The organism is Streptomyces gilvosporeus (assembly GCF_002082195.1).
Taxonomy (GTDB): domain Bacteria; phylum Actinomycetota; class Actinomycetes; order Streptomycetales; family Streptomycetaceae; genus Streptomyces; species Streptomyces gilvosporeus.
Window position 1 is genome coordinate 4,388,905 of record NZ_CP020569.1, and the last position, 12,453, is coordinate 4,401,357.

Genomic DNA, 12,453 nt, shown 5'->3' on the forward strand with positions numbered 1-12,453 from the left:
GGGACAAAGGCGGAAAACGCCGCAGGCGCCCGGTAGTTGGGGAATTTCCCCCTTACCGGGCGCCTGCGGCGCAAGGCTTGGTGTGCGGTTCGGTGTGCGGCGCGCTGTGAGGCGTCTTACACGCCGCGCCGCCGCCCCTTACAGGTCCGCCTACAGGTCGTCTTCCGAGCTGCGGTTGGCCGCGAGGCGCTCGCGCTGGCGGTCGACCTTGGCCACGATCTGCTCGGACATCGCATCCCGCTGCTTGCGCAGCAGCACGAAGCTGAGCGGCGCGGAGATCACGATGGCCAGCAGCAGCAGCCAGACGAAGTTGGAGCCGGCGACGGCGATCGGGATGATCCGGAAGTAGGCCAGCACCCACACCACGGCGAAGGACGCGAGGAAGAGACCGATCCGGAGGGCGGTGTAGCGGAGCGTGGCGAACTTGGGGCTACTCACGGAGGGGACCTTCTTCTCAACGGCAACCGAAAGGGTCTCCTGCCAGTGAAGCACAGCGGCGGGGGCGATCTTCTCCGGCCCCGCCGCGGCCGCCCCGCCGCTCAGAGGCGCATCGGCTGCGGCGCCTCGCGGCGGTCCGGGTCCGGGCCCGGGTACTCGCGGATGGCCTCGTAGCGGGTGTTGCGCTCGATGGGGCGGAAGCCCGCGTCGCGGATCAGCTCCAGCAGGTCCTCGCGGGTGAGCTTGTTGGGCGTGCCGTAGTTGTCCGCGTCGTGGGTGATCTTGTACTCGACGACCGAGCCGTCCATGTCGTCCGCGCCGTGCTGGAGGGCGAGCTGGGTGGTCTGGAGACCGTGCATCACCCAGAAGCACTTGATGTGCGGGACGTTGTCGAAGAGGAGACGGGAGACGGCGAAGGTCTTGAGGGCCTCGGCGCCGCTGGCCATCGTCGTACGCGCCTGGAGGCGGTTGCGGACCTTGCCGTCCTGCATGTCGACGAAGTCGTGCTGGTAGCGCAGGGGGATGAAGACCTGGAAGCCGCCGGTCTCGTCCTGGAGTTCGCGCAGCCGCAGGACGTGGTCGACGCGGTGGCGGGGCTCCTCGATGTGCCCGTAGAGCATCGTCGAGGGGGTCTTGAGGCCCTTTTCGTGGGCGAGGCGGTGGATGCGCGACCAGTCTTCCCAGTGGGTGCGGTGGTCGACGATGTGCTGCCGGACCTCCCAGTCGAAGATCTCGGCGCCGCCGCCGGTGAGCGACTCCAGGCCGGCGTCGATCAGCTCGTCGAGGATCTCGGAGGCGGTCAGGCCGGAGATGGTCTCGAAGTGGTGGATCTCGGTGGCGGTGAACGCCTTGAGGGAGACCGACGGGAGGGCTTCCTTGAGCGCCTTGAGGGACCGCGGGTAGTAGCGCCAGGGGAGGGTCGGGTGCAGTCCGTTGACGATGTGCAGTTCGGTGAGGTTCTCGCCCTCCATGGCCTTGGCCAGGCGGACGGCCTCCTCGATGCGCATCGTGTACGCGTCCTTCTCGCCCGGCTTGCGCTGGAAGGAGCAGTAGGCGCACGACGCGGTGCACACATTGGTCATGTTGAGGTGGCGGTTGACGTTGAAGTGGACGACGTCGCCGTTCTTGCGGGTGCGTACCTCGTGGGCGAGGCCGCCCAGCCATGCCAGGTCGTCGGACTCGTAGAGGGCGATACCGTCCTCGCGGGTCAGCCGCTCTCCGGCGTGGACCTTCGCCTCCAGCTCGCGCTTGAGGCCCGCATCCATAGATGCAGCCATCCCGTCGCCTCCCAGTGTCCCGGCCACGTCCGTGCCCGTATGCGTGCCGTATCCGTGCCGTTTCGGTACCGCTTCGATGGCGTTCGGTACCGAAAAATCGGCTTCGCCGAGCCTACTCCCCCGTTCTCCGGGCGGCGGGAAGCCCCCGGGGGTCGGGCGGAGAGGGGCCGTGTGCCCGCCCCGTCCGCCCGTGCTCCCGTACGGTCCCGGCCGCCCTACCGGGCCTCTTCGGGCAGTTCGCCGACGCGGTTCTCCCACTTGGTGGAGAGCACGATCGTGGTGCGCGTGCGGGAGACGCCCTTGGTGCCGGACAGCCGCCGGATGGTGCGCTCCAGGCCGTCCACATCGCACACCCGCACCTTGAGCATGTACGAGTCGTCGCCGGCGATGAACCAGCAGTCCTCGATCTCGGCGAGGTCCTTGAGCCGGCGCGCCACGTCCTCGTGGTCGGCGGCGTCCGACAGGGAGATGCCGACCAGCGCGGTGACGCCGAGCCCGAGGGAGGCGGCGTCGACCGTGGCGCGGTAGCCGGTGATCACGCCGGCCGCCTCCAGGCGGTTGATCCGGTCGGTGACGCTGGGCCCGGAGAGGCCGACCAGCCGGCCCAGCTCCGCGTATGAGGCCCGGCCGTTCTCGCGAAGTGCCTGGATGAGCTGCCTATCCACCGCGTCCATGCCCTCAAGCCTTCCAATCTTTACGCATTTTCGAGTTCTGCATGTAGAATCTAAGGCATCAGGGCTTCAAACCCTGCGAATCTGTTGGATCATTCGATTCGGATCACCGATTCGGGGAACCGGCTCGGACCTTCCCACAATCAGCGTCCACCAGCGACGACCTTCTAGACGACCTTCACAGGAGCAGTCACCGTGTACTCGATCGAGATGGCCTACGCCCGCATGCGCGAGCTTCAGGACCAGGCCAATCGTTCACGTGCCCACCGGGAAGCGGCCCCGCGGTCCCGGCGCCTCTTCGGCCGCGCCGCCGCGGCAAAGAAGCGCTGACCACGGGAGCTACGACGGGTCGGCCTCCTCCTTGGAGCCTCCCCGCAGCTCCCCCTCCCAGCGCCGGTACAGCCCGTGCGGCACCTCGGCCGCATCGAGCACCCGGCCCGCGACGAAGTCCACCAGATCCTGGATGTGCGTCGCCCCCGCATAGAACGCCGGCGAGGCGGGCAGCACGATCGCGCCCGCCTCGTCCAGCATCACCAGCTGCTTCAGCGTCGGTCCGCTCAGCGGCGTCTCCCGCACCGTGACCACCAGCCGGCGGCGCTCCTTGAGCGTCACGCTCGCCACCCGCTGGAGCAGATCCTTCGAGAGCCCGAGCGCGACCCCGGCCACACACGCCGTGCTGGCCGGGACGATCAGCATCCCCTTGGCGGGATACGAACCGGACGACGGGCCGGCCGCCAGATCACCGGCCGGCCAGTACCGCACATCCGCCAGATCCGCCTCGCTCACCGCGAACGCCCCCGGCTTGCCGTCCGCCCCGAGCGCCAGCCATTCCCGCAGGTCGCTGCGCCAATGAGCATCCCGGAACGCGATACCGGTCTCGTCCAGCAGCGTCAGCCGCGAGGCCCGGCTGACGACCAGGTCCACCGCCTCCCCCGCGGCGAGCAGCCCCCGCAGCACGGATGCGGCATAGGGCGTTCCGGACGCGCCGGAGACTCCCACGACCCACGGACGGCGGCGGCCGGGATCCGGCTTACTGGCGTTGCTCATGTCGTTGTGCGGCGGCTCCACAACTCGAGCCTATCCGCAGGAACCACCGACCCCGTCACGACCGTTCTTACCTGTGCGCCCCTCGCGCGTGGGGGGACGGGAAGGGATGGCCGGACGATGACCGCACGTGCGAAGCCCGTGATCTGCCTGATGCTGATGCTGGGCTGGGTCGCGCTCCTGTGGCTGCTGGAAGGCGTCGACGTCCTGACCGGCGGCGCGCTGGACACCTTCGGCATCCAGCCGCGCGATCCCGCCGAGCTGGTCGACATCGTCCCCGCCGCCTTCATGCACTTCGGCTTCGGGCATCTGGCCGCCAACACCCTGCCGCTGCTGGTCCTCGGCTTCATCGCCGCACTGCGCAGCGGGATACGCCGCTTTCTCGGCGTCGTCCTGCTGGTCATCGTCGCCAGCGGCCTGGGCGTCTGGCTGACGGCGGCGCCGGGCAGCAACACCGCGGGCGCCTCGGGCGTGGTCTTCGGCCTCTTCGGCTATCTCCTGGTGCGCGGTTTCATCGAGCGCAAGGCGCTGGACATCGGCATCGGCCTGGCCGTCGGCGTGGTGTACGGCTCGATCCTCTGGGGCGCCCTGCCGACGACGGCCGGCCAGATCAGCTGGCAGGGCCATCTGTTCGGGCTGATAGGCGGGGTGGTGGCCGCGTTCGTCGTGCGGCAGCGCCCGCGTGCGGTCACCGCCCGAACCGCTGTCCGACCCGTCCCGTAGTCTCGCATCGACGGAAACCGCCCGCTGCCGCGGCCAGTTGACACCGGCACGGCGACGGGCGACAGCGGCAGCGACACGGGGTGAGCCAGTATGTCCGACTACCACCAGCCCGGATACGGACCGTATCCCGGCGGTCCGCAGCAGCCGTACGGCGCCCAGCCGGGCTGGGGCGACCCCTCGGCGGGCGGCGGCCACGGCTACCAGGCGGCCGGTCCCGGCTATCCGGCGGGCCCCGCCTACCAGCAGCCCGGTCCCGGCTACGGCCCCCAGATGTCCCCGCCCTCGAAGGGCCCCGCGATGTGGGCGCATCTGGGCGCGCTGCTGACCGTCGTGGTGGGCTCCGGGCTGTGCTGCGGCCTCGGCGGCCTCCTCGGCTGGGTCGCCCCGCTGTCCATCCGCAGCAGCGCCAAGAACCAGCACGACCCCTATGTCCGCCACCACGCCACCCAGGCGATGAACTTCGGCTTCACCCAGGCCATCGTGGTGTTCTTCGGGGTGGGCCTGTGGTTCGCCAGCGGCTTCACCTTCGAGGCCCTCTCCGGTGGCGAGAAGGCGAACAACGACGGTATTGCGGTGCCGCTGCTGACGGTGATGAGCCTCATGGCCGCCTACGCCATATCCGGCATGGTCTGCGCCATCATCGGCACGGTGAAGGCCAACAGCGGCCAGCTGTGGACCTACCCGCGGCTGATCGCCTTTCCGATGGTGAAGGTCTGAGGCGTCCGGGCCCCGCTCCGAGCCGCCCCCGGCCCCACCGATCCGTCCCGGCCCCGGCAGCGGGCCGACCCGTCAGACCGTCAGCCCACGCACCAGCAGATCCAGCAGCGCGCAGACGAACAGCGCGATGCCGATGAATCCGTTGACCGTGAAGAAGGCCCGGTTGAGCCGGGACAGATCGTGCGGGCGGACGATGGTGTGCTCATAGAGGAACGCGACGGCCACGACCACCAGACCGGCCCAGAAGAAGACCCCGGCGCCGGTGGCCAGCGCGTACCAGACCAGCAGCGCCGTGGTGACGACATGGCTGGCGCGGGCGCCGTGCAGCGCCGCCGGGATGCCGAAGCGGGCCGGCACGGACTTCACGCCGTGCGCGCGGTCGGCCTGGACGTCCTGGCAGCCGAAGATCAGGTCGAAGCCGCCGATCCAGACGCCGACGGCCAGCCCGAGGACGACCGCGTCCCACGACCAGCTCCCGCTGATCGCGATCCAGGCGCCGACCGGCCCCATCGCCTGGGCGAGGCCGAGGATCGCATGCGGGAAGTCGGTGAAGCGCTTGCCGTACGGATAGACCACCATCGGGATCACCGCGATGGGCGCGAGGGCCAGGCACAGCGGATTGAGCAGCGCCGCGGCGCCCAGGAAGACCACCACGGCGATCAGCGCGCCGGTCCAGGCGGACTTCACGGTGACCGCGCCGGTGACCAGCTCCCGGGTCGCGGTGCGCGGGTTCCGGGCGTCGATCTCGCGGTCGATGATGCGGTTGCACGCCATCGCGAAGGTGCGCAGGCCGACCATGGCGACGGTGACCAGCAGCAGCCGGACCCAGTGGATGGTCCGGTCCCACTGGAACATCGCGGTGAGCGAGGCGATATAGGCGAAGGGCAGCGCGAAGACCGAGTGCTCGATCATCACCAGGCGGAGGAACGCCCTGGTCCGGCCCGGCTGCTGCGGGACCGCGGCGGCCGAGGCGGTCACAGCCCGTACTCCTTCCAGCGGCGGTCCACCAGGGCGGCCGTCCGCGGGTCGGACTCGACCATGTTCGGCCACCCCCCGTCGCGTGTATAGCCCTCCTCGGGCCACTTCTTCGTCGCGTCGATGCCCGCCTTGCCGCCCCAGAACTGCTGGTAGGAGGCGTGGTCGAGATGGTCGACGGGGCCCTCGACGACGGTCAGGTCGCGGGCGTAGTCGGTGTTGCCCAGCGCCCGCCAGGACACCTCGTGCAGATCGTGCACATCGCAGTCGGCGTCGACGACCACGATCAGCTTGGTCAGCGACATCATGTGCGCGCCCCAGATGGCGTGCATCACCTTCTGTGCGTGCTTGGGGTACTTCTTGTCGATCGAGACGATCGCGCAGTTGTGGAAGCCGCCGGACTCGGGCAGGTGGTAGTCCACGATGTCCGGCACGATGATCTTGAGGAGGGGGAGGAAGAAACGCTCCGTCGCGCGGCCCAGCGGACCGTCCTCGGTCGGCGGGCGGCCCACCACGATCGACTGGAGCAGCGGCCGCCGACGCATCGTCACACAGTCGATCGTCAGCGCCGGGAACGGCTCCTGCGGCGTGTAGAAGCCCGTGTGGTCGCCGAACGGGCCCTCCGGCAGCATCTCACCGGGCTCCAGCCACCCCTCCAGCACGACCTCCGCGTTCGCCGGGACCTGGAGCGGCACGGTCTTGCAGTCGACCATTTCGACCCGCTTGCCCTGGACGAAGCCCGCGAAGAGGTATTCGTCGATATCGCCGGGCAGCGGCGCGGTCGAGGCGTACGTGACGGCCGGCGGGCAGCCGAAGGCGATGGCGACCGGCAGCTTCTCGCCGCGCTTGGCGGCCACCTGGTAGTGGTTGCGGCTGTCCTTGTGGATCTGCCAGTGCATACCGATGGTGCGCTTGTCGTGGCGCTGGAGGCGGTAGAGGCCCAGGTTGCGCACGCCGGTCTCGGGGTGCTTGGTGTGGGTCAGGCCCAGATTGAAGAAGGAGCCGCCGTCCTCGGGCCAGGTGAACAGCGCCGGGAGCCGGTCGAGATCGACCTCGTCGCCCCGCAGCACGACCTCCTGGACGGGTGCGTCGCCCTTGACCTTCTTCGGCGGGACATGCGTCATCCCGGCGAGCTTGCCGAACGCCTCCCGTACGCCGACGAAGCCCTGCGGCAGCTCCGGTTTGAGCAGCCCGGCGATCTTGTCGCTGATATCGCCGTACGCCGTGAGGCCGAGCGCCTTGAGCAGGCGGCGGTCGGTGCCGTACACGTTCATCGCGAGCGGCATCGCCGAGCCCTTGACGTTCTCGAAGAGCAGCGCCGGACCGCCGGACTTCTGCACCCGGTCCACGATCTCGCCGACTTCCAGATACGGGTCGACCTCGGCCTTGATCCGCTTGAGGTCGCCCTCGCGTTCCAGGGCCCGCAGCAGGGCGCGAAGATCGTCGTAAGCCATGCGCTCCAGTATCCGGTACGCACTACCCTGTACGGGTCACCGGGCCCCGTCGCGGGCCCGCCGCCCAGTCGCGCCGGGGGTCGTAGCGACCATGTTCCTCATCAGGTATCTGCCGTTCCTCCTGGTCCTGGCCCTGTGGATCTACGCCTTCATCGACTGCCTGAACACCCCCGAATCGCAGGTGCGCGGGCTGCCGAAGGTGGTGTGGGTGCTCGTCATCCTGCTCTTCGGCGAGGTGCTGGTCGGGCCGATCGCCTGGCTGGCGGCGGGCAAGCACCGGCAGCCGGTGACGGGCGGCGGCGGCAGCACGCCCGCCGAATGGCACCGCAACCACAGCAGCGCGAAGTGGATCGCACCGGACGACAATCCCGAGTTCCTCCGTTCCCTCAAGGAGGAGAACAAGAAGGACGAGGCGCTGCTGAAGGACTGGGAGGCCGATCTGCGCCGCCGCGAGGAGGAACTGCGCCGCAAGCACGAGGGCGCCCAGGACGGCCCGGCGAACGGGCCCGAGGACACGCCCCCGGCCGCCAAGGAGTAGGGGCGGGCCACCGACGGAATTCGCTGACCCCGGGCGGCGTACCCGTGGGCCAGGATGAGCCGCCGTGAGCACCGGCCCCGCCGCCCTCACCTGTCAGTGCTTGCGCTTGCCGGGCTTGTTGGCCTTCTTGGGGCCTGGTGTGACTTCAGGGGCCCGCTCCGGCTTCTGCTCGGCAGGCTGTGCCGGGGGTGAGAAAGCAGTCTCGTAGGACGCCGAAGGGGACGGCGTGGCGGGGCTCGTGCTCGTGGAGCGGGTGGTCTGCGGCCCCTGCGCCGAGCCGGTGCCGGGCGAGAACCACACCATGCCCACCACCAACGCCAGGGTGAAGAGGCCGGCGCCGCCCAGCACAGCCACCAGCCGGGAACGGCGGAGGAACGGCAGGTGTGAGCGGCGGGTCGCGGCCCGGTGCACGCTCGTTCGCCACTCGGTGTCCGGCACCGGGGTGAACGCACGGTCGGAGTGGGCGGTGGAAGCGGAGAGGGAGCTCGCAGGGGCGGCAGCCCTTGAGCCGGTGACGAGCGGCCGGTCCGGGCGGCCGTGATGCTGGTGTTCGTTCGGCAGCGGCTCCCGCGCACCGCGCCAGGCTCCGCGCTCGAACCAGTCCGCCACCTCCTCAGCCGTGGGTCGGCTCTCGGGCTCCTTGGCCAGCAGACCGAGCAGATAGCTTTCGAAGGCGGGCGGTAGATCGGCGCCGAGTCGCCGGGGTGGGACGGGGGCGGCATCGAGGTGTTGATGAAGCACCGCGAGCGCAGTGTCCGCCTGGAACGGCGGTCGGCCGGTGAGGAGTTGGTAGAGCAGGCAGCCCAGGGAGTACACGTCGGATGCCGGGCCGGCGGTGCGGCCCAGGGCCCGCTCGGGCGCGAGGTAAAGGCTGGTGCCGACGATCTGACCGGTGGCGGTGAGCGCGGCACCGGGGTCGTCGAGGAAGCGGGCGATGCCGAAGTCGCCTATCTTCAGGGTGCCGTCGGCGCCCAGCAGGAGGTTGGCCGGCTTGATGTCCCGGTGCACGATGCCCTGCTGGTGTGCGGCGGCCAGCCCAAGGGCGGCCTGTGCGGCGATCTGGGCCACGAGCTCGGCGGGCAGCGGTCCGGAGACGGTGAGCCGGTCGGCGAGGCTGTCCCCCTCGACGAGCTCCATCACCAGGAACAGCCGGTCTTCGTGCTCGCCGAAGTCGAGAACGGCGACCACATGCGGGTGGCTGAGGCGTCCGGCGGTCTGCGCCTCCAGCCGGAAGCGGGAGGGCGCGGTGGGGTCGGAGTCGTGGGGTAGCAGGAGTTTCACGGCAACCGGTCTGCCGAGCGTCTCGTCGAAGGCCCGCCAGACCTCCCCCATCGCGCCCCGCCCGATGGTGTCTCGCAGCCGATATCGGCCCGCTATCAGCACTTGTTCTTCATCCTCATGCGCAAAGACGTCTTGATCGCCGTAAGCCATGACTCACCGTGGGGCGCGGATCAAGGTGCGGGGTGCCGCAGCGGCCTCAGCGTACCGGCCCTGCGACCTTGTCTTTGCGGGCGGCGTGGCGCCCGGCTGCTACGGGCAGGGGCGCCGACCGCAGGAGCGGGCTGCTTCCCCCCGTGCCGGTTCTCCATCCGGAGGATCATCGCGCTAAGACATTCTTTGGCGCGGCGGGCCCGCAGAAAGTGGATGAGGCCATCAGGCGAAGCGCGTGCTGTCATGCAGAGCGCCGATGACGTACGTCGCGAGACGCGGGTGTCGGCGCCGGCTCCGCGCTGGGCGCTCGGTGCCACTTGGCACCCCGGAGTTCTCAAATCCGTATTCTCATGGCCCAATAACCAATACTTCACACTCAAGGGCTCAAAGCGAGCGCACTCGGATCCCTGTCTCATGCCGGTCTTTTCACCCAATCGATGAGCCGAGCCCAGCAGCCGCCCCTGGATCGGCCCGGCAGACTCCCAGGAGCGGGTGTGCGTCGCGACGCCCCGCTCTGTCGGGCGGGCACAGATTCCGATCGAGTCGCCGCCTCGACTGTGCGTTCACGCTTGCGTTCCGCGGGCTCACACGTGCACCGCTGAGCCGTTGGTACACCCATGAGCACTTGGTCCACATGCTTTCCGCAGCCCTCATGGGTCAACTTCCGGCACGACCGACAGACAGCACGCTGACACATGATTACTCTTCCTCAGCCCTTCGTTTGACATACACGACATTCACGCCATCGCCGCAAGGAACTCCAGAATTTACACCCTCTCCATAAACGGCTGACTTGCGTCGGCGCGGGCCGCGATCACGAAGTCGAATCACGAATCCAAGCGACCTCGCCGACTGTCGCAAATATCCGGACACGAGAGACAGACACCGCAAATCCGCGGCGGAGAGTATCTCACTAAGTAGTGCCAAGTGACCTGTTTGGAAAAATTCCCCGAGTTGCTCGGCACACCGAAACAATGATTGCATCGCGCCCGGTCGAGGAATTGAGGCACAGCGCCTTCTGTCACTGCCCGCCACCGCATTGCTTTTCAGGCCAGCGACCGGGCCGGCGGCGGCAGGAATCGAGAACGGAAACCGCTCTCCCCCAACGGGTGGTACGCCAGTTAGGAGGGAGCAACGTGGGTTGCTCGCACGCTGCAGGATGTCCCCTTTTCCCCCTACTTAAGGCGAGCTTGCAAGGCTGGCGCGAGTACTACTGCGACAGCTCGGATCGATGGCTCGGCTGCGCGCGCTACCAGATGTCACTCACCGGCGAGCGCGTGCCGATCAGCCTGCTGCCCAACGGGGCCCAGGCGCGGCACCTCGAAGCCCCGGCCGACATGGACCGCTCCAGCGCCACCCGGACGACCCGGCCAGATGAGCAGTCAGGACCCGGAACCGCGACACCGGAGGCCATGGCCCAGTTCGGGGCGACACCTTCGCAAGCAGGTGTCCGGCATCAGCAACCGTCACCACAGGTTGCCCGACCTTCGGACCGCCTCGCTGCGCCCCGCTCAAAGCGCGGCTGGTGGGCTCGAATTGCCGAATGGATGAGAGGACCCGCATGAGTGCCTACTGGCCCTGGTGGGCGGGCGCTATCGGGCTCGCTCTGATCACCATCAACCACACCCTCATCACCGATCGGTCCCTCGGGGTGTCGGCCGCGTGGGATCGCGTTCTGCACTGGCGTCGCGAACGCCAGCTCGAGCGGATGGACGAGGAGTTCGCCGACGACCAAGCGCTGGCTGAGGCGCTTGCCGCAGCCACAGCCGAGCACTTCGGCACCGGCACCGGCACGTCTACCGTGCCGCAGGTTCCGTACGAGAAGTCGCAGCCGCTCGAAGCCGACGCCGAACCGGCAGCAAGTGAGCACCCGGCAGCCACGAGCCTGCGCCCGGCCCCGCTGGTCACTCAGGCTGCCCTGCTGATGTCGATCTTCCTCGGTGGGTTCATCGCCGCGGTTGCCTCCGGGCGGTTCCACCTCCGCTACGACATGGGCCCGGGTTTTCGGGACCTGGTCACCGCCGATTCGACCACCATGATCGTCATGCTGTTCGTGGGAGGTGTGCTGGTCGGCTTCGGCACTCGGCTGGCCGGTGGGTGCAGCTCCGGCCACGGACTCAGCGGCTGCGGCCGGCTACGCCCGGTCAGCATCGTTGCGACCGCCGTGTTCTTCGGCACCGCCGTCGTGGTGTCGTTCCTCCTGTGGAAGGTGATCTGATGCGCACCCGGGGCGCGATTCTGCTGGCCAACATCATCACCGGACTGGCCCTCGGTTATACCGTCACCAACATCGGTTTCGGCGACTACGCCGAGCTGAACCGCATGTTCACCTTCCAGGACCTGCGCATGTTGCTCTCCTTCGCGGGTGCTGTGGTGATCCTCGTGTGCGCGTTCGCTCTGCTACGGGTCCGCCGCACCCCAGGGCGCATCCACGCAGGCGTGATCCCCGGCGCGGTGTTGTTCGGTACGGGCTGGGCGATCTCAGGTGGGTGCCCTGCGATCCCGATCATCCAGGTCGCCAGCGGATACCTGCCTGCCCTGATCACCATCGTCGGCGTCATCGTCGGTATCCGGCTGTGCCGCTGGGCCAACGCCCGGTACTTCCACCTCGACCGCGGCTCCTGCGGGCTGTAACCAAGCACGCCCACCGACACGAGCATGAAGGTGGGGCACTCGCTCTGACGATCTCCCCGACGGCCCGCGGCAGCCCACGCCCCCCCTGAGACTGGGCGACGCAGACCCCGGCTCCCGCGGCGTCACGGACCGCGAAGCGGCCGGGGTGCGAGCGGTGATCTGCAGCTCCAGCCGCTGCCGTACCGTTCGCTTCGGCTGGGGCTCGCGGGGGAGGCGTCGCGGCGCTACGCCGATGAGTGGACGGTGGGCATCACGGACGGCACGCCGCTCGCCCATGAGGTCCGTGCCCGGGTGCGCGCGGGCGAGGTGGACGCGGCCGCCGCGCTGCCGCCCGTGGAGCTTCCCTACCCGGCACCCGAGGGAACTCCGGGGCTTGTCCGCGTGTCCTGACACATGGCCGGAAACCCGCAGTCCGGGCGATGTACCGTCCGCGGCGCGTGGCGTAGCGGACGTAGCGCTGACCAGCCAACTCGCGTCCGTTCACGGCTAGTTGAGACGGCGTTCAGTCATCTCCCCCTGCCCGGGAAACCGGGGCGCCGCCACAGTCGCAA

13 protein-coding genes and 1 pseudogene are annotated in these 12,453 nt (G+C 69.1%); 7 read left to right on the top strand and 7 right to left on the bottom strand.

Annotated features, from left to right (window positions below; genetic code table 11):
- Window positions 1-150: 150 nt before the first annotated feature.
- The 3 genes from B1H19_RS19445 to B1H19_RS19455 all read right to left on the bottom strand — a co-directional run bounded on the left by B1H19_RS19445 (window position 151) and on the right by B1H19_RS19455 (window position 2,389).
- Window positions 151-438: a DUF4229 domain-containing protein gene (locus B1H19_RS19445; protein ID WP_083109743.1), complete on the bottom strand. Its 288-nt coding sequence runs from the start codon at window positions 436-438 to the stop codon at window positions 151-153.
- 101 nt (window positions 439-539) lie between these two features.
- Window positions 540-1,703: an aminofutalosine synthase MqnE gene (gene mqnE / locus B1H19_RS19450; RefSeq protein WP_083105930.1), complete on the bottom strand. Its 1,164-nt coding sequence runs from the start codon at window positions 1,701-1,703 to the stop codon at window positions 540-542.
- A 227-nt stretch (window positions 1,704-1,930) separates the two neighbouring features.
- A complete protein-coding gene (locus B1H19_RS19455) occupies window positions 1,931-2,389 on the bottom strand; it encodes an Lrp/AsnC family transcriptional regulator (protein WP_083105931.1) in 459 nt (152 codons plus the stop codon).
- Window positions 2,390-2,581: 192 nt separating this feature from the next.
- Here B1H19_RS19455 and B1H19_RS40355 point away from each other — a divergent pair, with 192 nt between their 5' ends.
- Complete coding sequence (locus tag B1H19_RS40355) at window positions 2,582-2,716, top strand: hypothetical protein (RefSeq protein WP_257789447.1); 135 nt, start codon at window positions 2,582-2,584, stop codon at window positions 2,714-2,716.
- Window positions 2,717-2,725: 9 nt separating this feature from the next.
- Here B1H19_RS40355 and B1H19_RS19460 read toward each other — a convergent pair whose 3' ends face one another.
- Complete coding sequence (locus tag B1H19_RS19460) at window positions 2,726-3,433, bottom strand: UbiX family flavin prenyltransferase (RefSeq protein WP_083109744.1); 708 nt, start codon at window positions 3,431-3,433, stop codon at window positions 2,726-2,728.
- Window positions 3,434-3,550: 117 nt separating this feature from the next.
- Between B1H19_RS19460 and B1H19_RS19465 the strand changes: the two genes are divergently transcribed.
- Both B1H19_RS19465 and B1H19_RS19470 read left to right on the top strand, forming a co-directional pair.
- Window positions 3,551-4,153 (top strand): rhomboid family intramembrane serine protease, encoded by a 603-nt coding sequence (locus B1H19_RS19465; RefSeq protein WP_083105932.1) that lies wholly within the window; start codon window positions 3,551-3,553, stop codon window positions 4,151-4,153.
- Window positions 4,154-4,243: 90 nt separating this feature from the next.
- Window positions 4,244-4,870, top strand: a complete 627-nt coding sequence (locus B1H19_RS19470) for a DUF4870 domain-containing protein (protein WP_083105933.1) — start codon at window positions 4,244-4,246, stop codon at window positions 4,868-4,870.
- Window positions 4,871-4,942: 72 nt separating this feature from the next.
- On the opposite strand, the gene mqnP is transcribed toward B1H19_RS19470, so the two are convergent.
- Window positions 4,943-5,848: a menaquinone biosynthesis prenyltransferase MqnP gene (gene mqnP / locus B1H19_RS19475; protein WP_083105934.1), complete on the bottom strand. Its 906-nt coding sequence runs from the start codon at window positions 5,846-5,848 to the stop codon at window positions 4,943-4,945.
- Window positions 5,845-7,299 carry a menaquinone biosynthesis decarboxylase gene (locus tag B1H19_RS19480; RefSeq protein WP_083105935.1) on the bottom strand — a complete coding sequence of 485 codons (1,455 nt, stop codon included), beginning with the start codon at window positions 7,297-7,299 and terminating at the stop codon, window positions 5,845-5,847. The genes mqnP and B1H19_RS19480 overlap by 4 nt, the downstream gene beginning before the upstream one ends.
- Before the next feature lie 91 nt (window positions 7,300-7,390).
- Here B1H19_RS19480 and B1H19_RS19485 point away from each other — a divergent pair, with 91 nt between their 5' ends.
- Complete coding sequence (locus tag B1H19_RS19485) at window positions 7,391-7,837, top strand: PLD nuclease N-terminal domain-containing protein (RefSeq protein WP_083105936.1); 447 nt, start codon at window positions 7,391-7,393, stop codon at window positions 7,835-7,837.
- A 93-nt stretch (window positions 7,838-7,930) separates the two neighbouring features.
- On the opposite strand, the gene B1H19_RS19490 is transcribed toward B1H19_RS19485, so the two are convergent.
- The gene (locus B1H19_RS19490; protein WP_083105937.1) at window positions 7,931-9,220 is read right to left on the bottom strand and encodes a serine/threonine-protein kinase; all 1,290 of its coding nucleotides are present in this window, start codon (window positions 9,218-9,220) and stop codon (window positions 7,931-7,933) included.
- 1,609 nt (window positions 9,221-10,829) lie between these two features.
- On the opposite strand from B1H19_RS19490, the gene B1H19_RS19505 reads away from it, so the two are divergent.
- From B1H19_RS19505 to B1H19_RS19515, 3 genes and pseudogenes are all read left to right on the top strand, one after another.
- The gene (locus B1H19_RS19505; protein WP_083105940.1) at window positions 10,830-11,486 is read left to right on the top strand and encodes a YeeE/YedE family protein; all 657 of its coding nucleotides are present in this window, start codon (window positions 10,830-10,832) and stop codon (window positions 11,484-11,486) included.
- Window positions 11,486-11,902, top strand: coding sequence for a YeeE/YedE thiosulfate transporter family protein (locus tag B1H19_RS19510; RefSeq protein ID WP_083105941.1), 417 nt, complete (start codon window positions 11,486-11,488; stop codon window positions 11,900-11,902). The genes B1H19_RS19505 and B1H19_RS19510 overlap by 1 nt, the downstream gene beginning before the upstream one ends.
- 156 nt (window positions 11,903-12,058) lie before the next feature.
- Window positions 12,059-12,292: pseudogene (locus B1H19_RS19515) on the top strand (DUF4291 family protein); the annotation flags it as partial.
- Window positions 12,293-12,453 lie beyond the last annotated feature (161 nt).

What these genes read in the sequence shown, in the direction of transcription:
- B1H19_RS19505 (WP_083105940.1), top strand. Translation starts at nt 10,830, where the DNA reads ATGAGTGCCTACTGGCCCTGGTGGGCGGGCGCTATCGGGCTCGCTCTG.
- B1H19_RS19485 (WP_083105936.1), top strand. Translation starts at nt 7,391, where the DNA reads ATGTTCCTCATCAGGTATCTGCCGTTCCTCCTGGTCCTGGCCCTGTGG.
- B1H19_RS19480 (WP_083105935.1), bottom strand. Translation starts at nt 7,299, where the DNA reads ATGGCTTACGACGATCTTCGCGCCCTGCTGCGGGCCCTGGAACGCGAG.
- B1H19_RS19455 (WP_083105931.1), bottom strand. Translation starts at nt 2,389, where the DNA reads ATGGACGCGGTGGATAGGCAGCTCATCCAGGCACTTCGCGAGAACGGC.
- mqnE (WP_083105930.1), bottom strand. Translation starts at nt 1,703, where the DNA reads ATGGATGCGGGCCTCAAGCGCGAGCTGGAGGCGAAGGTCCACGCCGGA.
- B1H19_RS19460 (WP_083109744.1), bottom strand. Translation starts at nt 3,433, where the DNA reads ATGAGCAACGCCAGTAAGCCGGATCCCGGCCGCCGCCGTCCGTGGGTC.
- B1H19_RS19465 (WP_083105932.1), top strand. Translation starts at nt 3,551, where the DNA reads ATGACCGCACGTGCGAAGCCCGTGATCTGCCTGATGCTGATGCTGGGC.
- B1H19_RS19510 (WP_083105941.1), top strand. Translation starts at nt 11,486, where the DNA reads ATGCGCACCCGGGGCGCGATTCTGCTGGCCAACATCATCACCGGACTG.
- B1H19_RS19470 (WP_083105933.1), top strand. Translation starts at nt 4,244, where the DNA reads ATGTCCGACTACCACCAGCCCGGATACGGACCGTATCCCGGCGGTCCG.